Source organism: Pleomorphovibrio marinus (genome assembly GCF_003347495.1).
In the GTDB taxonomy this organism is placed as follows: Bacteria; Bacteroidota; Bacteroidia; order Cytophagales; family Cyclobacteriaceae; genus Pleomorphovibrio; species Pleomorphovibrio marinus.
Genome location: NZ_QCXY01000001.1, coordinates 553,236 through 576,584, shown reverse-complemented (window position 1 = coordinate 576,584; position 23,349 = coordinate 553,236). Strand labels below are relative to the sequence as shown.

Sequence of the window (23,349 nt, the reverse complement as noted above, 5' to 3'; positions counted from 1 at the left end):
GTTTTGGCAAAAAAAAAAGGAGAACAATATTTTGTTCTCCAAATCCAGTTAATAGGAGCCAATATTCGTGGATTCCTTTTGTAAGACTTCAAAATTCTTAATAGATTCTTCGAATTTCATCTTATATAGATGTACATCCCTGATATTCACATGCTTGATAGTTGGGAACCTCCTTGAATTACTAAATAAAGTAAACATGTTTGTCGAATTAGTTTGAAACTCAATGTCAAATAGTATGCCACAGCAGACTAGGCGAGGCAAAAAAAAACCCTTTCAAAACCTGGAAATGAAAGGGCTGTGGGTGAAAGACCGGGCTCGAACCGGCGACCTCTGGTGCCACAAACCAGCGCTCTAACCAACTGAGCTACAATCACCGTTTTAACAGTCAAGGGGATGTACCCTTGCTAATGGTTTGCAAAGGTAGTATGCATTTTCTTATCAGGCAATAGTCCCTATTGTTTTCTTGAAAATTTTAGCCTGCTTCCTTTTTGGCTTTCATCAAATGTGCCGTTTTCGTACACTAAGTGTCCGGAAACAATAGTGTGGGTTACCTTAGACCTAAATCTTTGGTGCTCAAAAGGAGACCATCCGCACTTATATAAAATATTCTCCCTGTTTACCTCCCATGTGTCATCCAGGTCAACCAAAACAAGGTCTGCATAGTAACTTGGACGGATAAACCCCCTGTTTTCGATTTCGAAAAGCGTGGACACGTTGTGGCTGGTTTTCTGTACGATCTCCTCCAAGGAAATTTTTTTTTCGTGATATAGCTCCAGCAAAGCCACCAAAGCATGCTGTACCAGTGGCCCACCTGAAGGAGCTTTTGTATAAGGCTGGTCTTTTTCTTTTAAAGTGTGGGGAGCGTGGTCGGTTGCAATCACATCAATGAAATTGTCCAACACACCTTGCATCACCCCTTCTCTATCGGATTTGCTTTTCACGGCTGGGTTCCATTTAATCAAGGTGCCTTTACTTTCGTAGTCCTCGTCCGAAAACCAAAGGTGGTGGATACAAGCTTCTGCCGTTATCCGTTTTTCCTCCAAAGGCAAGGTGTTGTCAAAGAGCTTCACTTCATCCTTGGTGCTGATATGGAGAACATGCAGTTTACTCCCATACATCCTGGCAAGGTCCACCACCTTTTTGGATGCGTCATAGCATGCCTCAGCAGACCTGATTCTGGGATGAAATTGGATAGGGATGTCTTCCCCATATTCCGCCTTGTACTTCTCCAGGTTTTCCTTAATAATGTCATCATTTTCGCTGTGAGTGGCAATCAACAACTCACAATCCCGGAAGATTCGCTTTAAGCTCTCGGGGTTGTCCACCAACATATTGCCGGTGGATGATCCCTGAAATACCTTGATCCCACACACCTCATTGGGGTTTACCGCCAACAATTCATCTATATTGTCATTGGTGGCCCCCATATAAAAGGAGTAGTTGGCCAAGCTCTTTTCCGAGGCCAGTTTATATTTATCTTCTAGAAGGTCAAGGGTGATGGATTGCGGATCAGTATTGGGCATTTCCATATAGGAGGTAATCCCCCCGGCCACGGCGGCTTTGCTTTCGGTATAAATGTCCGCTTTGTGGGTAAGTCCCGGTTCCCTGAAATGCACTTGGTCGTCGATTAGTCCCGGAAGTAGGTATTTTCCCGTGCCATCAATCTCTATATCGGCAGAGTAGCCGGATAACTTACCGCCCACGACAAAAATCAGCCCATCCTCAATAAAGACATCTCCGGCGTTTATCTTGCCTTCATTCACTATATTTGCATTCCTGATTAGTATTTTCTGCATATCAGCTTGGGTTGGTTCGTTTTTCATCAGCTCCTAAAATTAAAAAAACATGTCCGATACCACACAGTCTTTCGAAAATTTTAAACTCAACAAACAACTTTTGGAGGCTGTCAAGGAAGCGGGCTACCAGACCCCTACTCCTATTCAAGAAAAGGCAATTCCCATCGTTTTAGCTGGCCATGATCTTTTGGGAATCGCCCAAACAGGGACTGGCAAAACTGCTGCTTATCTTCTGCCCGCACTCTTTAAACTGAAATACGCCCAGGGCACCCACCCCAGGGGTCTTATTTTGGCACCTACCAGGGAGCTGGTGATGCAAATTGCAGAGGAAGCAATAAAATTTGGCAGATATACCGACTTGCGAATAGTGAGTCTTTATGGTGGAATAGGGCCCAAAACCCAGATCGAAAGTATCCAAAATGGTGTAGATCTAATCATCGCAACACCCGGCCGCTTTATGGATCTCTATAAGAGGGGAGAGATATTCCCAAGGGACATAAAAACCATGGTTCTTGACGAAGCTGACAAAATGTTAGATATGGGGTTTTTGCCTCAAATTAGAGCCATACTTGAGGTTATACCCGTCAAAAAGCAAAACCTGCTTTTTTCTGCCACTTTTAGTGAAAAGGTGGAAATGCTTTCTTCGGAATTCTTGGAATTTCCGGAGCGTGTAGAGATCGCCCCCCAGGCTTCCACTGCAGATACGGTTTCTCAGGTTTATTATCTCGTTCCTAACATAAAGACAAAAATAAACTTGCTTGCATACCTGCTTAAAGACGAAAGAATGCAGCGCCTAATTGTCTTTACAAGGTCTCGGAAAAATGCGGAAGCCATTTTCAAGTTTTTGGAAAGGACCGAAAGTGAGGAAATCCGAGTGATTCATGCGAACAAAGGGCAAAACACCCGCATCAATGCCATGGATCAATTTAAGCAGGGTAAGGTTCGGATTCTGGTAGCTACAGATGTGGCCTCCAGGGGGCTGGATATTACAGATGTCAGCCATGTTGTGAATTTTGACGTCCCCCTGATCTACGAGGATTACGTACACCGTATCGGCCGTACAGGGAGGGCCCATAGCAAGGGGGAGGCCATTACTTTTGTAAACCCTGCTGAAGTCTACCATTTTGACCATATCCAAAAAATCATCCGTATGCAGGTGCCTATGGTAGACATACCCCTTGAAGTTCCATCTACAAAGACCCCTTTCGAGGAACAACAAGGTTACGAAAGGGAGATAGACGAACAGAAGAAAAAAGAGAATCCGGATTTCAAAGGAGGTTTTCACGAAAAGAAACCAAAACCCAAGACTAAACCCATTCCGAAGACAAATTTTAGTAAAGGGAAAAGAAAAGCCAAGAAAAATCGAAACCAATTAAAACAAAAAGGGAAGTGGAAAAAATAAAAGCAGTGGCTATTCAGCCACTGCTTTTTACGATTAACATCTAATCTATTTAAACCCAATTAATTCGATTTTAAATTATAGGTTTGGCCTGTTGGTTCCAGGTGTTCCCTGTTGTTGAGGTTGTTGTTGCGGGGTACCCTGCGCAGGGCTGGTTTGTTGGCCTGCGGGCCTCTGTTGTTGATGTTGGGCGCCTTCTTTGGCTTCTTTTCCCATTGCATCAAATTTTTTGGTTACTTCCTCGCCGTCATCATCTTTTTCAAACTTCACTACATAGTACATTTGATTGTCTTTGCGCTCCGTCCTAGCTTCAGAAATCTTCTTCTTATTCATTTTGTCGTCCTTTTTAATGGACTCCTTTACTTGCTCTGGCAAATCATCAGGATCGATTTTTTCATCATCCTGATAAATTGAATCTGTGTTGGCTGGCAATACCAGCGCATTTGCTTGTATGGCTGTGAATCCGAACATTCCGCATACGGCCAAAGATAACATTAGCTTTTTCATAATAATAGTTGGTTTTTGTTAGAAAATTTATTTAGGATTTGATTTTATTCTTCATTATCGTCCACTTCATCACCCTTCTCGTCATAGGTGATTTTGGTTTGGTTGCCGTCTTTTTCTAGGTAGGTAAGTTCATAGTGCTTTACCCCACCATGGGTAATTGGCCTACTGTTCAGGATTTTCCTGTCATTTTCAGACGCATCCCTGTCGATTTTTTGCCTGAGATTGGAAGGAATTCCCTCCATGGCATGACCTTCTGCTCTTTGTCCTTCGTTTACATCCGGGACGTTACCTTCTCTCAAATCCTCACCCACTGCGGGGTTTTGTCTTTGAGGCTGATCAAGGGTGTCTCCTGGGGCACCTCTAGTATCATCCCTTCTTTCGTTCAGCACATTTTCATCTGCTGTGGCACGATCTCGGTTAGGTTCACATGCTCCAAAGAAAATCAAGCCGGAGGCCATCATTAAATACGCTAACTTTTTCATTGTAATAGTTGGTTTAGTTTTTGAAAATGAGATCGTTATTCTCATTATTTGATCAATATTTTCAATAGGTTTAATTGCAATACCTATACCAACTTATATCAAATATTAAAATCATGTAACAAAATATATTTTAATGTAACAAAAAAAATTCACTACAAAACAAATTAAATATGGTTATATTTGAATTTTACAATTTAAATAAATTTTATAACTTTATTGCATCCAAAATTGTTTGTCAACTGCCTGATAAGGCCATAAGAAAATATTATTTTTTTACACACTTTTCCGATTTTTATTCCCTATTCATAAATAGGGATTGGCGATATTCCTAAATGGGGTTTTGGCAAATCCACACCAAGTTAGTCCGTTTTCCCCTATCAAGGCTGCCGATATCCTTAAAAGACCTGAAATAATAGGCATTGATTCCAGGTGCCTTTCCTTTCCATCAAAAGCACCCATTTCACCATTCCTTTTTGTGATTTGTACTACAAAATGGCTGGGATGTGTTGCATGTGTATTTTGAGGAAAATGTAGCAGAAATAAGGATATTTACGTCTAGGTATTAGACGAAACTTATTATTCTCAAAAATAAGGAGTAATGGTGAAGATTATTAGAAGGTGGGTTTTACTTTTAGTTTGGCTGACTTTTATTTCTGCTTGTGGGGATAAGGAGGAAATAATGACTGCAAATCAATTTGTTGCCCCATACTATTTTTATGGAATTCCCCAGGATGCATCAGTAAGCTTGTTTTGGGCTGAACAGATGTACATTTGTAATTTTTGCCCCACCCATGTAGTCCAACCCACCCGATTTGAGCTTTATCTAGTAGAGGATGAGGAAAAAACATTAATGGGATATTTCCAACAACGAACCTTCAACCATGAAATAAGAAACTTAATTAATGGACAAGCTTATCTCTTCCGGCTAGAGATTTTCTCGGGAAATGTGAGGATCAATATCCTTGAAGCACAGATTATGGTGGGTGAACCGCCCCTAGTACAGGAAGTATATAAGCATCACGAGAATTTTTTTTCGGCAGTTTTTGACCCGAATCAGCAATTTTTGGCAGTGGAAGCCTACCATAATAGCTATAGGTCCATCTTAGTTTTTCGACCGGAGGATGACGAGTTATCGAATACAGCTCCAAAATTCATCCTATTGCGAGGTCGATCCCCCCAATGGGACAAAGAAGGGAGGAAGCTGTTATTTGTTTCCGACATAAATTATTTGGAACTTCCATTTCATGAACGGCCTGTACAGGTAGGTTTATTGGATATTGATAATGGTGAAATTGTTTATTTCGGTGCTGAGGATGAAAACTACCAGTCCCCTGTTTTCAATAGGGAAAATACTGGTTTTTTGGCTTTATTTAGTAGGGGTGTAGGTGAACCAAGGGGGCTTGTAGAGATGGATTTTGAATCAAGATCCCAAAAGGTTCTTTCTGAATCTTTTGAATCTCCCCCAATTCGTTTGAGCTTAAATGGTTCCGGAGAAAAGTTGGCCATCTCATTTAGTTCCTTTGGTAGTCAAATAGAAACCATTAAAGTGTATGAATTAGGCCAAAATGGATCGGCAGATTTGCATGCTCTTCCTTTTTCTTTCCAGGGTGCTATGCCGTCCTTTACACCTCATGACATGGAAAATAAGCTGGCCTTTTTGGGAGAGAAAAGCGGTATATCCGAAGTATGGCTTGCTGATCTATCCGATGGAAGCACTAAGCAGATGACAGGAACCCCTCTTGGGGAGGATTTCCAAAGTATTAAAGGCTCTAGGCTTACCTGGTCTGCTGGAGGGAAAAATCTATTTTTTCACAACAGCCACCGGGTTTTCTCCTTGGCTCTTTAATTTTTTTTGACTGTTTTGACAGTAGGTGAAAATTAAAATATAAAATTTTGATTCCGATTCCCTCAACCTATAACAACACACTTAATCCAGATGGAGGTACTACTAAGTTTGTGATAGGAAGGCTTTTTCCAGTCCAACAGGAATATTGGACTCTGGAGATATCGACCCGTTGGTTCCTTGAACCTGGGATTACAAAGGAAACTGAAGGATAAAAAGGGAACTTTAAGGTTGGCGGTCACCGTCTTACTCAATACCAATAATCTTTTGGTGGAAACCCATTTTCTGGAACCACCATTGCATACATATATTGATTTTTTTTAGACTAAGAACAATTATGCTAAATTATACAAGGCCTTCCGGGAATAAAAAGCCGAAGGCAGTGAAGATTGAGTCTGCTTCGGAAGAGGAACGACAGACAATGGTGGTTCACTAAGGTAATTGGCATGTATCAAATGTTCAATTTTTTGGAACATCTGTGCCAGTACTTCTTTGATTCATTTTTTAATTTTGAAATGAATGCCAGGTACTTACCCTATACCCGGACTTTGATGAACAGGAGTTTTTAAGAAACACCTGCCTCTTACCTTACAGGACTAATGGAAAAGAAACTGAAAAATTTGTTGGAAGTAGTTGCCCCCTGGTTTTTCAAAAAGATCCTGGCTGCACACTTATTTTTATTAGTCGGGGTATTTGCCCATTCAGAAATTGCTGCCCAATCCCGGGTCAATGGGAAAATTTTAGATAATCTGGGAAACCCCCTTCCCTATGCTAATGTGCTATTATTATCCCCTATGGATTCTTTGATGGTAAAAGGGGCTGTTTCTGAAGAGGATGGTAGCTTTTATTTTGATGAACTGGACAACGCCGACTATATGCTTAGCGTAGCCATGATCGGCTATAGAAAGTACTGGGACCATTTAACGGTTAAAGCCAATACTCCTATTGATCTGCAAGCCATCACCCTGATGGAAACAGAAGATGAACTGGATGAAATCACTGTAACGGCCAAAAAGCCATTATATGAAAAACAGATCGACCGTTTGGTGGTGAATGTACAGGAAACCATCACGGCCGCAGGAGGTACGGTTCTTGAAGTCCTTTCCAGGTCTCCGGGCGTGATGGTCAATCAGCATAACTACACGGTGACACTGAATGGGAAAAGCGGTGTAATGGTGATGATCAACGATAACCTTATCCGGTTGCCCATAGATGCGGCCTTGCAGATGCTGGACGGATTGAGTGCTGCCAACGTTGAAAAAATAGAACTTATCTCCAATCCACCTGCCAAATATGATGCTGAGGGAACAGGCGGCATCATCCATATCGTGATGGCCGAGCATCCGGATTTTGGCAGCAATGGAAACTTTGGGTTGGCAGCGGGAAGCAACCAGGGAAAGATCCTGGGAGCCAATCTTGACTTCAACAGAAGAACCCAAAAATCCTCTTTTTTTGCCAGCTATTCCATTTTACAGGATCAAAACCGGCAAAAACTCATTAATTCGATGGATGTTTATCAACCGGGTTTTGTTTCCAGTTTCCATTCATTTTCAGACAGACCCTTCCAATTGACTGTTCAAAACCTTAGGGCGGGCATGGGGTATACATTGGGTGAGAAATCGGAAATCGGCGCCTTGGTGACATTGTATGAAAGATTGTTTGATACGCATTCCACCGTAGAGGGAAGAAACACGTTCACCGCCGACTCCAGTATGAAGTTGAACATCAGTTCCATCAGGTTCGATAGATGGAGGAGCCTTACTTCCAATATCCATTTCATCCACCGTCCCAATCCAAACAGTCAGCTTCGTATGGACTTCGATTGGCTATGGTATGATAACATGAACCCGGCCGATTATTTCAATGATTTTCACTTTTTAGGGCTGGGTTTTTCCAGTTCCAGCACAATTGAGGTCAACAAATCTACCCCAATTGGGATGAAGATTAGCAAGATTGATTATTCGATTGTTCAATCGGAGCGTTTGGAACTGGAAACGGGTTTAAAATATACGGCTTCCCAATTCAATAATAATGTAGAGGTTTTCGAAACGGAAAACGGTAGCCGAAAAATGGTCCCCCACTTGTCCATGGAGGCCACTATGAGGGAAAACATTTCAGCCGGATATGCCACAGCGAATTGGGAAATGAACGAAAAAACCCAAATTAATGCAGGGATCAGGTATGAGCATACCGTGACCGACATAGAATCGGAGTTGGATAACGAAAAAATATACAGGAATTACGGCAATTTTTTTCCCAGTTTATTTGTAAAAAGAAAACTTGGTGAGGAAAAGGAAGTTTATTTTGGGTATTCAAAACGGATTACCCGTCCCACCTACAATGACCTGGCACCCTTTGTGCTAATTGTCGATCCCAATACCTATTTTTCCGGAAACCCGGCGCTCTGGCCTGCCATTTCGGAAGGTGTAAAAGTGGATTTTACGTTACGAAGAGCCATCATTACATTGGATTACAGCCAAATTAAAAACCATATTGCAAATTTTCAACCTGAATTTGATCCTATAAACAACCTTCAGGTAATCCGTTCCCAGAACATGGACCATATGCGGATTTCCAGTCTGATCCTATCCGTTCCCTGGATCATTACAGACTGGTGGGATATACAGTCGAACACGACCATTATGCATCAGAAGATTTGGGTAGCACCCGGGGAGAACACCCAGGGTTTGTATGTCCTTAACCTGGACATGGCCTCAAACTTCAACCTAAACAGAGGCTATGCAGTGGAAGTGTCGGGAAATTATCAATCCACCCAACTAATGGGAATGTGGAAGAGGCGGCCCTTCGGCTCCCTCAATGTGGGTATTCAGAAAAAACTCGACGGGGAAAAAGGCACATTCCGGCTAAACGCCACAGATATCCTTAGTACCAATCACGTGATAATTGGATCCAGTATGGGAGATCCGAGGGTTGATTTGGATTTAATATTAAGATTGAACATAAGGGCGATACGGCTGACCTATACCCGGAATTTTGGAAACAGGAAGTTAAAGGCTGTGAATATCAAATCCGGATCTGAAGAAGACAGGACCAGGGTGGGTGTAAAATAATGGCCAACCTATTGCAACCCAAGCAACTCATCGGGTATCTGGAAAGGTAAATCAATTTGTGCGCATTTTTACAATACTTTCTTCTCCCCACAGGGTAACTTTAGCTAAAAATGGAAATACAAACCAAAAACCGAAATGATACGCTATGCAAAATCTTACATCCATTGCAATTAAATAATAAATTTAGGGAGGCATCACCCTTAACACCTGTTTAAATGCCCACGTCAAATTTACATCTGAGATAGAGTTGTTTCTAGCCATTTCCGTCCCAGATTTGTAAAGATTCGGCTTTCAAAAACCAGCTTTTGAGTGGGTTGTTACCGCAAGATTGCCTCATACACAAGTTGCTGAAAGGAACGCTCCATCTGGTAGCCGCCCGTACGAGATTGTGTTAACAACAGAGCTATTAGATCCTCCTTTTGATCAATCCAGAAGAACGTGCTCACACTTCCCACCCAGCGGAAGATACCTGTTGAGCCTAACTCACCGGAGAGCGTGGGATCAACAAGAACCGCCCCTCCAAGTCCATAACCATATCCTTGATGATCAAATATCGGTGTAATAATAGGTGTCAACGAAGGTTCAAGATGATTACGCATCATAGAGGTTACGCTTTCATGTGAGAGTATGCGCTTGCCATCTAGCTGGCCACCGTTCAGCAACATTTGTGAGAAGCGTATGTAGTCAGCAGCTGTAGAAAGGAGTCCTCCCCCTCCCGACAAGAATTGATTTGTTGGCAGGTAGTTGTCCAACCCGAACTGTGGAAGGGGAAGGATCGTGCCGTTCATTTCTTGGGAGTATACCAGGGGAATTCGCCCCTCCATCGTAGGCTTGAAATGAAAGGATGTTTCCTGCATACCCAGTGGGGTAAAAATCTCCTCATTAAGATAACGGTCCAGCGGCAAGCCTGAAGCAATTTCAATTATCCGTCCGAGTACTTCGTAGCCTATGTTGCTGTAATCCCATTTTTCTCCGGGGGAAGATGTCAATGGCATCTTTGCAATGATGTCTACATATTCATTTAGCGTTCGTTCAGGGTGACTTAGGGTGTCTAAGGCTTTACGATGGCCAGGTGTACCGAAACCTAGGAGCCCCGAGGTGTGCGTGAGCAAGTCCTCAACATTCATTAGCCTATGAGAAGCTCTCATTGATTCGCCACCACTGCCCACTTGCAAGTCAGCAAAGGCCGGGATATATTTAGCCACTGGACTATCAAGACGAACCTTGCCTTTGTCTACCAGTTTCAGAATAGCAGCGGCAATAATTGGTTTTGTCATTGAGGCAATGCGGAACACTGCATCGGTTCGCATAGGGATCTTCTTTTCGAGATTCATGAAACCTATCGACTGACTGTATCCTATCTTGCCATGGCGGGCGATAACCAGCACAGCACCCGCATATTTCCCAGAGTCAAGATAGGCTTGCATTGCTGGTGTGATGCGAGCCAGTGCCATCGGTGAGAGATCGAGATCCTGCGGCGGAGCAACCGGTAGCCCTTGGCCATAAGTGACCAAGGTAGCACTAACCACCACCGCCAAGGCCAAGGTGAGTGTCCTATAGTGCTTGGCTACTGCCCGAACCACTAAAATCCTTAAATTAATAAAAGATCCACACATATATCCTTCATTTGATGTTGATCCAACAATATGGGACTGAACGCTACCACCTATTTCTATACCCAATAAAAATCCAGATTCAATTACCTAAACCTGAAATATTGCATTTTTAACTGCACATCAAGGTATTAAAATACCAAGAATGATTTTCCCTCACAGTCCTCAACACATTACTTTTTGGTTATGGATAAATGATTTTAAATGACAGAATAACTCACCTCTAAAGCTCTCCAATAAACTCATATACCAGTTAGTACACTTGTCCCAAATCATCATACAATTGTTTCATTTTGTTCAATGGATAGTTAAAGCGCCTTCTTTATTTTCCTAGGGAACATATGTGCGACTGAAATTTCTTTAAAATCACGAGGTTTGATATACTGGAATTATTTTCAACCTAAAATAAAACATTATGAAAACGTGGATTTCTGTTTTCGCACTCTTTGCATTTTCGAATTTTCAACTGTTTGCCCAACATGACTTAATTGGTACTTGGGAATACAAGAATGACTCGATCAGGTCAGTAAAAATTATCACGCCAACGTATTGGATGGTGTATGCCGAAAGTCAAAATCAAAATGGATCTGAGTTTATGCATTCTCATGGTGGAACATATACCTTAAGCGGAAACAAATATGTGGAATATATTGAGACAGCTTCCTGGGAGGATAATGAGAATGTAAAGACAAATTTCACATGTAAGATTGATGGGGATAAATTTCATCAAAAAGGAACATTAACCTTAGCAGATGGTACCATAGTGCCCATCGACGAAATTTGGTTCAAAGTCAATAGCGGCAATTCCTACGAAAGCAATCCCTCTGTGGGAACCTGGGATCAGTTATCTTCTTCTTACATCCTCCCCGATGGCACCAAAGAATCCCATACCAATGCTACTGCAACCAGGTTTCAAATCATCACTCCAACACATTGGGTGCGCATGAGTCATAGGGATGGCAAGTTTGAAAATTTCATAGGCGGAACCTATAAGATCAATGGGAATAAAATATATTCAAAAATTGAATTTTCATCTAATCCCGCTATTCAGTTCAATGAAGTGGTCATTGACCAAAAGGTAGACGGTGATAAAATGTACTGGAACGGGTATGCCACCAATACCAAAGAGAAACAAACTTTAACTTTTGACGATGTTTTTCAAAAGGTAAATCCAAAAGGATCTAAAAAAGCAAAAGTTAAAAAGTAATGGCCTGCCTTGGGGGGAAGTTGTTAAGGTTATCTTCTTTTGTTAGAGGATGTATGCTATATTATTTCGAGTGGTAGTTAAACCAGGTAAGCGTCAAGACCTAATTGATTTCATGAATTGGGATTGCCGGGTGGTTAGGGAGAGGGAACCCGCAACGCTTCGTTTTTCCTTAACCTTGGTTTAGCCACGATGAGTAGGTCGGCATATAATGTACCTGTATTTTCCGCTTTTTCTCAAACCTCTTTTTGACACTCTTATCCTTTTGGTCAGAATAATTATCCACGATCATATGAAGTTTCCTGTTTCTGTATTTCCTGTCAAGCGACTTGAGGAATGGGAGGAAGTATTCGTTGACGGCCTAGGCTGCGGCATTGCCAGCGGACTCACCGCAAATCATAAATACAGACTCCATTCTGACAAAGGCATTGCATAAGGATGAAACTTAACAAGGCATTGTAACCTCTGTTTCAACAATTGAAACCTAAGTACTAACTACACATGAAGCTATTTTTTTAGCTTTAACGCACATTATTAATCCAAATAGCCATGAAAGAAGAAACAGTAACAAAGACAGAACCGCATACCACCTTATTCGGAAAGCGTTTTGGTCAAGTGGCCTGGGTGGTTCCGGATATTGAGGAATCAGCAAAATTTTTTCAGGAGACAATGGGCGTTCCCCCTTTCCTGAAAATGGAAAATTTACGATCCCAGGAATTGGAAGGTACTTATATTGGACTAATGGACAACCTGCCGATTTTGAGTTTCACCTTTACTTGACCATGTCCGGAGGTACCATGCTGGAGTTGATCCAGCCGGTTTCGGGCAAAAGTATTTATACCGATTTTCTGGACCAACATAAGCATGGTGGTATACAGCATATCGCCTATATGGTGCAAGTTGCGGAATTTGATGATGCCGTTTCTCAGTTGAAGAACAAAGGTTACAGGATAATTCAGAGCCTGGTTTTACCTGTTGCTAGAGTTGCTTATTTTGATACATACAAAGAAATAGGTGTGGCAACGGAGATAATTGGGTTGACAGAAGCCGGCAATCAGCTTTTAGAACAACTCAATACGGGGAATTATTAATGCTTAAGGTATACCACAAAAATTCATTTGGAAATTTTGCCTCCTCGGTTTTTTATGCTCACGATATATAAAGACGAGGTTTGGGAGATCTTAAAGGTCAATAACCTTTGGGGTTTATGGATCCCCGAAGGTTTTCCGTTCTCGACTCAGGAAAGACCCTCGAGGTTTTGGAAACCTCAAGGGTCTGGTTCAATTTACTTTTCCTTTTCCAATTCCCCGGGTCTGCAATTCATCCCAAATGTGGATTCTACGGCACTATACCATTCTTTATCCTCCTGGGCGTTCCAATCCACCCATTGCTCATCGTCCATGGATGTCCTCCAACTCCAGAAGGGTTCCGCATCCGGCCCCACAGGATACCTGAGTTGCCAGGAACTGCTTTCAATTGCCTCCAAAATTTTGTCAGCGACCAATGAGGGTGGCACGGGGGATTGTAGGGATGTGTCCCAAAAATGCCCTATACGCCTAACCTGGGGGTACAATGATTGCTCATTTTGACCAATTTCATGAGCCATATCAGTGTTGATGATACCTGGCTCTATTAAAGATACCCGTACATTAAATGGTTTTAACTCTTGTGCCAAAGCCTCGGTCATGGCTTCTAGTGCAAATTTACTTGCACAATAGGGGCCAAGTGGGCTTAAGGAAATTTTACCAGCCATGGAGCTTACGTTTATAATACAGCCACTTTTATTTTTCCGCATGGAAGGCAGAACAGCCTTTATACACCGGATCGCACCAAAATAATTAGTATCCATTACAGCTTTAAATTTAGCCAGTGGTAATTCCTCAATAGACCCATGCCGAACAATTCCAGCATTGTTTACAAGTACATCAATACTACCATGGTCCCGTATAATGGTATTGATGCACTGACTGACCGACTCATCAGAATCAACGTCCATTTTATAAAGGTGGATGTCCAAGGATTCATCCTTGATTTGTTGCTTAAGGTTGAAAGCTTTTTCCGGGTTCCGAGTAGTTGCGAATACTTTGTGTCCCGCTCTGCCTACGGCTAGAGCAGCTTCCATTCCTATTCCCCTGTTTGTTCCGGTAATCAATACAGTTTTCATGGTTATTCTAAGTTTGGGTTATAGTAATTTTATTTAAAATTAAATGTAATGTTCCATTCAGGTATCCCTTGCTAAGGGACAATGTTGTTATTCCATCTGAAGAAGTTATTGGGATCATATTTTCGTTTCAATTCTCTTAACCGATTGTAATTGTCACCGTAAGCGGACTTGACCCTATCCGACCCCTCGTCATTAAAAAGTGTGTTTACATACACACCAGCACTGAAGAATGGTTTCATTGCCTCAAAGAAATCCCTGGTCCATTTGATATGAATTTCTGATTCCTCAGGTTGATCCCATAAGGAGATGATTACAAAGTCATAAGGAGATCTTCTTTGGCTAAAAGCAGTTGCATCAGGAGTTACATTATTGATCGCTCCATGGTGGTGTTCAATAAGCACCATGGTCCGGGGAGAAGTAGCCGATGGAGCCTGGGTTTTGAAAATTTCTATGGCTTCATCAGACAAAGAAGTAAGTTGGTTTGCCTTCCAATAGCTGAATTGCCCGTGGGGAACCGTTGCGTCGAGCATGGACTGCTGTTGAAGATAGGGCATGGGTCCGATCAGGTCAGCCAAAGGCGGGCCAAATTCACGCAGAGGCGCTATCAGTTTTTCACCCTCGTTAAGGTCTTCTCCACAATAGCACAAAGCTATGCCGGCCATTTGCATACCTTCAGGACTTGTCATAGTGAAAGCATAAGCCGTTAATTCATCCGGGGCATTTTGTGTGAAGGTGCGGAAAAATTTCAGCACTTCTTCGATTTTCTCCATAGGGTGAAGTACCATGCCTCCAATGATTGTTCCTACCGTATGCAACTGAAATTCAAAGGAGGTCACAATCCCGAAATTTCCCCCGCCACCCCTAATAGCCCAAAAAAGATCGGGGTTTTCCTCGGGGCTAGCCTTCAAAATCTTACCTTCTGCAGTTACAATTTCAGCAGAGCGTAAATTATCACAGGTTGCTCCATATTTTCCCATCAACCAGCCAACTCCCCCTCCCAATGTAAGACCTGCGATTCCCGTGGTGGAAACTGCTCCACCGGTGACAGCCAAGCCATGTTGTTGAGTAGCAGCATCAAACTCTCCCCACAGCACCCCGGGTTGGGCAATCGCGGTTTTTGTTTTAGGATCTACTTCAAGGGTTTTCATATTGGAAAGGTCTATGACTATACCGTCATCACACATTGCGAATCCAGCAGCATTATGTCCCCCGCCTTTTACGGCAACCAATAATCCCTGCTTTCTGGCAAATTTTACAGCGGTTACAACATCATTGACATCAGCACATTGGACAATACAGGCAGGCTTCCGGTCAATCATGCCATTCCAAATCGCCCTTGATTCATCATACTTTTCTGAATCGGGCAATATTAGCGTACCAGTCAATGTGCTTCTCAATTTTTTCCAGGTTAATAATGGGTTGGTAACTTGGGATTTTTTTGTTGTAGTGACCATGGGATTTAAAGTTATGTCGGAAATGGTTTGAAAACTGCAAAAAGTCTTATCTAGTAAACTTATTAAATTTACCCATGAGACAGTTAGTACATATGTTTCAAATTATCGTACAATGGTGACAACCTGAAGTATCCGTTTGGATTGATTTTTCCAATGGTGAGAACAGGACTCATATTGTAAATTTATATTACTGGTTGGGCATTGAAATAATTGCGACCGGGGATTTTATTGCCGTGGAAGTTTTACAAGGTTTCAAAAATCAACACCATTTTCAAAAAGCAAAACAGGTCTTGTAAGATTTAAACCATTCCCTTTTTCATAGTTTTGATTTTGGATGTATAAATAGTGTATTAAAAGTACCAAGTGGATTTTATCCCTTTTTCTTTGATATTATTGTCATAAAGATACCTTCTCAAACCGCACCTATTGGTACGTATTTCTCAAAAATTGAAACCATTGTTCCTTAGAAATGAACATGAATCAAATGTACTATTTTTTGGAACGGGTGTGTAAGCCTACCTATGATTCGTTTTCTAAATTTGGCTTATGCCACAAAGCTAAATGGGCGTTTAAACTTGATCTTAGGACCCAGACATCCAACTGTCGAATTAGACCTCGTTTAAAACCCGCTTCCCTTTCACAAAGTCTGAAAAATTAAATTAAAGTTTTTGTCCATTTATTTAATTGATTGGCTATGAAACAGCTTGAATCCAACAAATCTAAATTAGACTTTTCCAAACAATTACTATGTAAGAAGAGCACATTCAATAATTTCTCCTTGGAAAATGGTTTTTTTGAAATCTTTGCGACTTTCTATGGAGTATCTAAAGTGGGGTTTTTACTGATAATTACAGCGTTGTCCTCCATTATTGAAGTGAACGGCCAGGGTGGCATCAAAGGAAAAATCGAAGATTTTTCAGGAAATCCTATTGCTTATGCCAATGTAGTGTTGTTGTCTCCCACCGATTCCTTGTTGATAAAAGGAGCAGTTTCAGATGAAAATGGGAGCTTTTATTTTGATGAATTGGACAAAGCAGGATATATGCTTAGCGTAGCCATGATCGGGTATAAAAAATACTGGGGACACTTAAGTATTGAAGCCAATGCTCTAATTAACCTGCCACCGATCAGCCTTGTAGAATCAGAGGATGAACTGGAGGAAATCCAAGTGACGGCCCAACTTCCGCTTTATGAAATGAAGATTGATCGAATGGTCATCAATGTACAATCGAGCATCACATCAGCAGGCAATACGGTATTGGAAGTGCTTCAGAAATCACCGGGGGTAATGGTCAACAGGCAAAGCAACGCCATTCTGCTGAACGGCAAAGAAGGCGTGACCATCATGATTAACAACAGGATCCAAAGATTGCCTATAGGGGTGGTTTTCCAGATGTTGGATGGCATGAGCGCGGCCAATATAGAAAAAATTGAACTGATCACTAATCCCCCTGCCAAATACGATGCCGAAGGTATAGGTGGAATTATTCATTTAATCATGGCAGAAAGTGAAGATTTTGGAACGAATGGAAACTTTGGATTAACCGCAGGGATGAACGCCAGGGAAACCTTGGGAACCAACTTTAATCTCAACCACCGGAAAAACAAATTCTCGTTTTTTGTGGATTATCAAATCCTCCATGACCACAACATTCAGGTATTTGAGAACAGTTTTAGAATTGACAACCCTGATTTTACATCCAGCTTTGCTTCCATTATGGACAGGCCCTACCAACTGACCACACAAAGCTTTCGGACAGGTTTGGAATGGGATCTAAGCAGCAATACCAGGATAGGGACGATTGTATCAGGCTTTCAGAGAAAACATCACATGTTTGCTTCCTCAGTTTTTGACAATAAAATTACAGCGGATTCTTCAAGGTATGGTACGATCAAAATTGAGGAGCTGAATCTTTGGAACCATTTTACTTCAAATATCCATTTTATCCATAGAGTCAATAACAAAAGCACCCTAAGGCTGGACCTGGATTATAATCTGTCCAAACACCACAATCCATCAGATTATCAGCTTGACTTCCATTACCCCGAAAACAACCTCTCTACTGCTGAAATGATCGATATGATCAAAACAACGCCTATCCATATGAAAGTGGCAGGATTGGATTACAGCTTTCAACCCTCTGATGCATTCAAATTTGAGGCTGGCGTTAAGGGGACATTCTCAAATTTCGAAAATGATGTGGAAGTCCTTTTTACCCAAAACGGATCTACGTTCAGAAATGAAGAACTATCTGTTTTGGCATTTTTGGAAGAAGATATATTGGCCGGATATATGGCTGCAGAATGGATGATCAACGAAAGCAATCAGGTTAACGGGGGGATTAGATTTGAAAATACCCGCACTTTTGTAAGGACAGCGGCTCAAGGAATGGTTGTAAATCGGGATTTCGGCAACTTTTTCCCCAGCCTTTTTTATAGAAAGACTATTAATGATAACCTGAACCTCAATTTGGGCTTCTCCAAAAGAATTCAAAGACCGACTTTCAATGACCTGGCACCCTTTGTGTTTTTCGTGGATCCCAATACATTTATTTCAGGGAATCCTGCCCTATTGCCTGCCTTTATTGATGGTATAAAAACCGACATTAATTTTAGAAGAGCCAATATATCTTTAGAATACAGCCATACGAAAAACCCCATTGGTGCTTTGCAACCAGAACTCGATTCTATTAACAAGAGGCAGTTTTTCCGGTCCCAGAATTTGGATTATCACAAGATCTACAGCATCAATCTCAATATTCCATGGATCATAAACGATTGGTGGGATGTCCAATTGAATTCAGGTGGTTTTTATAACAAATTAAGGACGGCTCATCTCAAAGTGAATGAAAGTAATGATTTTTTCAACTTTACGGCAAATGTGACAAGTAACATTAAGTTACCCCATAATTTTTCCACCGAAATTACAGGCATGTATCAATCAAAAATGAACTGGGGAATGTGGCTTTTTGAGCCCATCGGCAACCTGAATATCGGTTTTCAAAAAACACTCAACCAGAATAAGGGCACATTAAGATTGACCTTTGATGACATTTTTTATAACAATATTTGGCGTTTTAATACCTCTATTCCTGAATATAATGTAACGAACTCATTTGTGGCAGACTGGCATATGCAAGCTATTCGGCTAAATTATACCCGGAGTTTTGGCAACAAAAAACTACGTGGCGTGAAGATAAAATCCGGATCTGAAGAACTGCAAAGACGTCTTGAAACGAATTGATAATTTTGAAATCTGAATAAACCGCTGTTTTTTCACATCACCACCTCAGCAACCTGGACCACTGGCTGGATATTGGTGAAATTCGGGATATCACCAACCATCTGATCAAGATTTGCGCTTACAGACTTCTGCAAATCCGACATGGAGTCAAAGTATAAATGACCACAAACAATATAAGGTGCGGGGGTATCTGGTTCACCCAAACCCGCCAGTCCAGTCTCCACAGCAACCCCTTTGAGGTGGTCGCCCAATAATCGTCCTACCAACTGAATATGCTTGTCTCGATAATAATCCATATCAAATGTTTTACCCTCTCCGTTTGGGTATAATACGCTGAGTTTAATCATTCCCTTTTTCATAGTTTTGGAGTTTTGATTGGGTTGGAAATTTGTTTTCTGAAAATTGCTGAATGTAATCTGATGGTGTCATGCCATAATATTTTTTAAATAGCCTTGTAAAATAGGTGAGACTGTTAAAGCCTATACCATAGGCCACATCACTGATATTTCCATAATTGTTTTTTAACAGCAACACAGCTTTTTTGAGCCTAAACGTCTGAATAAATTCCGTAGGATGCTGGTTGATGATGGCCTTGAGCTTACGGTAGAGGTTGGTTCTGCTCATACCTAATTCTTTCCCTAAGGTCTCCACATCAAACTTGGGGTCAGTATAGTGTTTTTCCATAATGTCCAACAGCTTCTGAACAAATCTCTCCTCCACAGATGTCACCGAAAGTTCTTTAGGATCCAGGGAAATCGCATTGCTGTATTTTTCCCTTAATTTCCTTCTTGACTCTAGCAAGTTGCTGATCCTGGCCATTAATTCCTCTATTTTAAAAGGTTTGGTCAGGTAATCATCCGCCCCTAAACCCAATCCCTCTAACCTACTTTCCATGTCTGCCCTAGCCGTAAGCAGGATGATTGGAATATGGCTGGTTCGGTCTTCATGCTTAAGCTTCTCACATAAGCATATCCCATCCATTATGGGCATCATTACATCACTGACGATCAAATCAGGGATGGTGTCGAGGGCAGTATCATATCCTGTTAAACCATTATCTGCTTCTGCTACCAAATAATCATCCTGTAAATGACCCTTTATAAAATTCTTCAGATCCATATTATCCTCCACCAACAAAATCTTGGGCTTGTCCGATACAGTTGTTACAGATTGGTTTGGGGTTTTGCGGTCCAAATGCTGAGGATGGTCCATGCTGAATGAACGCTTAACTACACGCTTGTACTGTTTCTGATTCAGTTCATTTAGAGCTATTCTTTTCAAAGGCAGTTCCACCTTAAAAATTGACCCTTTGCCCTTAGTGCTAATTAGCGATACTTCCCCACCCATCAGACCGACAACTTCCTTTACAAGGGAAAGGCCGATTCCAGTTCCCTCGTAGGTTCTGGTAGTAGAAGATTCCTCCTGATAAAAGCGATCAAAAATATGATCCAGTTTGTCTTTTGGGATTCCAATTCCGGTATCCTTTACCCTAACTGTTAATTTTAGGTGGCTGTCCCCTTCTGACTCCAAATCGGCCATGAAAACAACTTCCCCTCCTTCAGGAGTGAATTTATAGGCATTAGACAAGAGGTTGGAAAAGATCATTTCCAGTTTTGAAGCATCGAAATAGGCGAATACCTCATCCTCCGGCAACTCGGATTGGAAATAAATTTTCCTCCTCTCAAACAATGAAACAAAGGATCCTGTCAAATGCTCGAGAAAATCCGTGATGCTCCCGGGCATAGCCTCAACTTTGAGCTTGCCGGATTCCAGTTTGGAAAAGTCCAGTAACTGATGGATCAGGTGCAACAGTTTGGAGGCATTCCTTTCGATAAGTTCATAGGCCTCAGTTCTGCTGCTTGATTTCCCCTCCTTTTTTTTTAGGGTATCCACTGTGCCTGATATCAAGGTCAGCGGTGTTCTAAACTCATGGGAGATATTGGCAAAGAAGGCAGACTTTGCCTGGTCCAGTTCATGCATTTTCTCTGCTTCAATCCGTTGCAATTTCAGGTCGGAGTTTAGCCTTTCCCAATGTATGATGCTTCGCCTCATCCAATAAAAGGCCGTAACAGCCAGCAGCATAAAAAGAAGATAAGCCCACCATGTCCTCCACCAGGGGGGGAGTATGGTTAGATTCAAGTTGATTCCTGACTCGCTCCAAACCCCGTCATAGTTAGCTGCTTTTACCCTGAAAGTATACTCACCGGGACTCAGGTTGGTGTAGCTGACAAATCTGCGGTCATCGGAGTAAATCCAATCCTGATCAAAATTTTCCAAAAAGTATGCATACTTGTTGTTATGGGCATTGACAAAACTCAAAGCTGCAAATTCCATGGAAATAAAATTTTGATGGTGCGGAAGAATGATATTCATTGATTCATCCCATTCTGAAACTGGCTTGTCAAATATATTGAACTGGGTCAGCACCACAGGGGCTGGATTTGGAGCAGCCTTGATTTTCTGAGGATGGAAATAAACCACACCATCACTTCCCCCGAAATACAAGGTGCCGTCCTTCCCTTTTGTACTAGATCCCGCGTTAAAATAGCCCGTTGTGAAGTGGTGTTTTAAAGAACCATATCCAAGGTCAAAACTTTGCACTTCCTTGCTGATAGGGTCAAACCGGCAAATTCCTTTATTAGTACTCATCCAAAATTTACCCAATTCATCTATTTCAATCCGGTTGATGGTATTACTAGGGAGCCCATCATTTTGGGTATATGGTGTGAAATATTCAGTTTTTGGATCATATTGGCATAATCCGCCTCCACTCGTAGCAAACCATAAATAACCCTGACGGTCTTCAACAATATGCCTGATCGAATGACTGCTCAGACCATTAGAAAGATTTTGGTCGGCGATGAAATGATGGAAAATACCTTCTCTTTTTTTATCCATTCTATTCAAAGCCTTGGCCCCTGTCCCTATCCATAAATCATCCCTACTGTCTTCAAAAATAGCGTAACACCAAAAATCACTGATTCCCTCCGGATTTGATGTGCTGTGTAAAAAATGATCCCAAGATTCTGTCCCCGGTGAAAATCTTTTTAGTCCATTTTGTGTAATGAGCCAAATGGTACCGCTTTTATCTTCAAAAATTGAAACCACATCCCTATCTCCTTCTCCGGAAATTTTTGAAGCTTGAATGTCAAAATGAATAAAACTATTTGATGAGCTATCTATTTTGGTCACCCCTCCATTATTAACGTAAAAATTATTTCCCCCGTAACCTATCCAAAAATTCCCCTTACTGTCTTCCAAAACCGAGCTGACGAGATTATTTAAAAGACTTTTCGGATTATCAGGTTCATGTTTATAATGGGTAAAAGTTCCATCTTTCCGATTATATTTATTCAACCCTCCTCCCTCCGTACCAATCCAAAGCATTTCATCCTTGTCTTCAAAAATCGCCCTTACCATATTACTGCTTAAAGAATTGGGGTTATCCGGCTCGTTTTGAAGCAGGTAAAACTCCCTTGGTTGCAGATTGGATAAACTTACACCCCCATTGACCGTCCCCAGCCACAGGTTCCCCATATTGTCAAGCAAAACTGCGTGGATGTCGTTACTTCCTATAGAATGAGGATTATTGGGATCTGAATGATAACGGGTAAAAACCGTTCTTTCCTTATTCAGTTTATTGAGCCCATTGGCGGTCCCAATCCACAGGTTCCCCCATTTGTCTTCAGTAATGGCTCTGGTATTTAGGATATCTGAACTTAGTGAATTGGGATCATCCGGGTTATGCCTGAAATGTATAAAATCACCGGTATTTCGGTCTAAACTATCCATCCCACCTATGTATCCAATCCAAAATGTCCCTTGATGATCTTCAAATACAGCCATTACATTGTCACTTGCTATGCTTTCCTGGACTTCGAGGTCATGTTTCCATTGAATATAGGATGAGTTGTCACCATAAGGAATTTTGAATAGACCCTCTCCAAAGGTTCCTACCCAAACATTTCCTGAAGCGTCCAATGTTAAACTGTTAATTACGGGCCTATTTGACCCCAAAGAAAACAGCAATGGCCTTTTACTATCCGGCCCTATTTTAAACAAGCCATTTACGGAACCAAACCATATATTCCCGTCTAAATCTTCCTGAATTGTACTTATAGTGGGTACTTCCTTATACTCCCCATTTTCTTCAAATGTGGTGGAGTACCTGGTAAATTTATCCGTTTGGGGATCAAAATGGCACAGACCCAAACCAGCTGTACCTACCCAAATCCGACCCTCACTGTCTTCATGCAAAGCCATGGATAGATTTTGGGAGATGGAAGTAGTATCCTGATAATCATGATTATATTCTTTGAACTGATACCCATCAAAACGGTTCAGGCCATCATAGGTAGCAATCCAGATAAATCCTCTCCGATCTTGAATTATGCTGAGTACACTGTTATGGCTCAATCCTTCCTGTATAGAGAAACGCTGAAAAATCAGGTCTTCATTTTGGGCAATTAGGGCGGATGGCACCATGGATGTTGTGACTCCAAAAAACCATATGAAAATAATCCTTCCCATCTGATAAACAGTGGTTTGTATTACAATTTATATAATTTCTAC

General features: G+C 41.5%; 17 protein-coding genes and 1 tRNA gene. 8 read left to right on the top strand and 10 right to left on the bottom strand.

Going from position 1 to position 23,349, the window contains the following annotated elements; genetic code table 11:
- Window positions 1-299: 299 nt before the first annotated feature.
- Together DB520_RS02495 and DB520_RS02490 are read right to left on the bottom strand one after the other, a co-directional pair.
- Window positions 300-375, bottom strand: a tRNA-His gene (locus DB520_RS02495).
- Between the two features lie 77 nt (window positions 376-452).
- A complete protein-coding gene (locus DB520_RS02490) occupies window positions 453-1,796 on the bottom strand; it encodes a dihydroorotase (protein WP_114748748.1) in 1,344 nt (447 codons plus the stop codon).
- 49 nt (window positions 1,797-1,845) lie between these two features.
- Here DB520_RS02490 and DB520_RS02485 point away from each other — a divergent pair, with 49 nt between their 5' ends.
- The gene (locus DB520_RS02485; protein ID WP_114748066.1) at window positions 1,846-3,198 is read left to right on the top strand and encodes a DEAD/DEAH box helicase; all 1,353 of its coding nucleotides are present in this window, start codon (window positions 1,846-1,848) and stop codon (window positions 3,196-3,198) included.
- A gap of 75 nt (window positions 3,199-3,273) precedes the next feature.
- On the opposite strand, the gene DB520_RS02480 is transcribed toward DB520_RS02485, so the two are convergent.
- Entirely contained in the window at window positions 3,274-3,702 is a 429-nt protein-coding gene (locus tag DB520_RS02480) for a hypothetical protein (RefSeq protein WP_114748065.1), read from the bottom strand.
- 44 nt (window positions 3,703-3,746) lie between these two features.
- Window positions 3,747-4,184, bottom strand: coding sequence for a hypothetical protein (locus DB520_RS02475; protein WP_114748064.1), 438 nt, complete (start codon window positions 4,182-4,184; stop codon window positions 3,747-3,749).
- A gap of 598 nt (window positions 4,185-4,782) precedes the next feature.
- On the opposite strand from DB520_RS02475, the gene DB520_RS02470 reads away from it, so the two are divergent.
- Window positions 4,783-6,030 carry a TolB-like translocation protein gene (locus DB520_RS02470; protein WP_114748063.1) on the top strand — a complete coding sequence of 416 codons (1,248 nt, stop codon included), beginning with the start codon at window positions 4,783-4,785 and terminating at the stop codon, window positions 6,028-6,030.
- Window positions 6,031-6,626: 596 nt separating this feature from the next.
- Window positions 6,627-9,098 carry an outer membrane beta-barrel family protein gene (locus DB520_RS02465; protein ID WP_114748062.1) on the top strand — a complete coding sequence of 824 codons (2,472 nt, stop codon included), beginning with the start codon at window positions 6,627-6,629 and terminating at the stop codon, window positions 9,096-9,098.
- Between the two features lie 317 nt (window positions 9,099-9,415).
- Here the strand turns inward: DB520_RS02465 and DB520_RS02460 are convergent, their stop codons facing one another.
- Entirely contained in the window at window positions 9,416-10,780 is a 1,365-nt protein-coding gene (locus tag DB520_RS02460; protein WP_157971905.1) for a serine hydrolase domain-containing protein, read from the bottom strand.
- 346 nt (window positions 10,781-11,126) lie between these two features.
- Between DB520_RS02460 and DB520_RS02455 the strand changes: the two genes are divergently transcribed.
- On the top strand, window positions 11,127-11,918 hold the full coding sequence (locus DB520_RS02455; RefSeq protein ID WP_114748060.1) for a hypothetical protein: 792 nt from the start codon (window positions 11,127-11,129) through the stop codon (window positions 11,916-11,918).
- 169 nt (window positions 11,919-12,087) lie between these two features.
- Here DB520_RS02455 and DB520_RS27590 read toward each other — a convergent pair whose 3' ends face one another.
- Window positions 12,088-12,207, bottom strand: a complete 120-nt coding sequence (locus DB520_RS27590; protein WP_114748059.1) for a hypothetical protein — start codon at window positions 12,205-12,207, stop codon at window positions 12,088-12,090.
- Here DB520_RS27590 and DB520_RS26455 point away from each other — a divergent pair, their 5' ends adjacent.
- The 3 genes from DB520_RS26455 (at window position 12,208) to DB520_RS02445 (ending at window position 13,006) form a co-directional block, all read left to right on the top strand.
- On the top strand, window positions 12,208-12,351 hold the full coding sequence (locus DB520_RS26455; protein WP_157971904.1) for a hypothetical protein: 144 nt from the start codon (window positions 12,208-12,210) through the stop codon (window positions 12,349-12,351).
- Between the two features lie 113 nt (window positions 12,352-12,464).
- On the top strand, window positions 12,465-12,695 hold the full coding sequence (locus DB520_RS27150) for a hypothetical protein (protein ID WP_232834803.1): 231 nt from the start codon (window positions 12,465-12,467) through the stop codon (window positions 12,693-12,695).
- A gap of 2 nt (window positions 12,696-12,697) precedes the next feature.
- Complete coding sequence (locus tag DB520_RS02445; RefSeq protein ID WP_232834802.1) at window positions 12,698-13,006, top strand: VOC family protein; 309 nt, start codon at window positions 12,698-12,700, stop codon at window positions 13,004-13,006.
- Between the two features lie 194 nt (window positions 13,007-13,200).
- Here the strand turns inward: DB520_RS02445 and DB520_RS02440 are convergent, their stop codons facing one another.
- Both DB520_RS02440 and DB520_RS02435 read right to left on the bottom strand, forming a co-directional pair.
- Window positions 13,201-14,079 (bottom strand): SDR family oxidoreductase, encoded by an 879-nt coding sequence (locus DB520_RS02440; protein ID WP_114748057.1) that lies wholly within the window; start codon window positions 14,077-14,079, stop codon window positions 13,201-13,203.
- 71 nt (window positions 14,080-14,150) lie between these two features.
- Complete coding sequence (locus tag DB520_RS02435; protein WP_114748056.1) at window positions 14,151-15,533, bottom strand: FAD-binding oxidoreductase; 1,383 nt, start codon at window positions 15,531-15,533, stop codon at window positions 14,151-14,153.
- A gap of 694 nt (window positions 15,534-16,227) precedes the next feature.
- Between DB520_RS02435 and DB520_RS02430 the strand changes: the two genes are divergently transcribed.
- Window positions 16,228-18,777, top strand: coding sequence for a TonB-dependent receptor (locus tag DB520_RS02430; protein WP_114748055.1), 2,550 nt, complete (start codon window positions 16,228-16,230; stop codon window positions 18,775-18,777).
- A gap of 32 nt (window positions 18,778-18,809) precedes the next feature.
- Here DB520_RS02430 and DB520_RS02425 read toward each other — a convergent pair whose 3' ends face one another.
- A complete protein-coding gene (locus DB520_RS02425) occupies window positions 18,810-19,136 on the bottom strand; it encodes an EthD family reductase (RefSeq protein ID WP_198675220.1) in 327 nt (108 codons plus the stop codon).
- Complete coding sequence (locus DB520_RS02420; protein WP_114748054.1) at window positions 19,117-23,307, bottom strand: hybrid sensor histidine kinase/response regulator transcription factor; 4,191 nt, start codon at window positions 23,305-23,307, stop codon at window positions 19,117-19,119. Before DB520_RS02420 ends, DB520_RS02425 begins: the two co-directional genes overlap by 20 nt.
- Window positions 23,308-23,349: the final 42 nt, after the last annotated feature.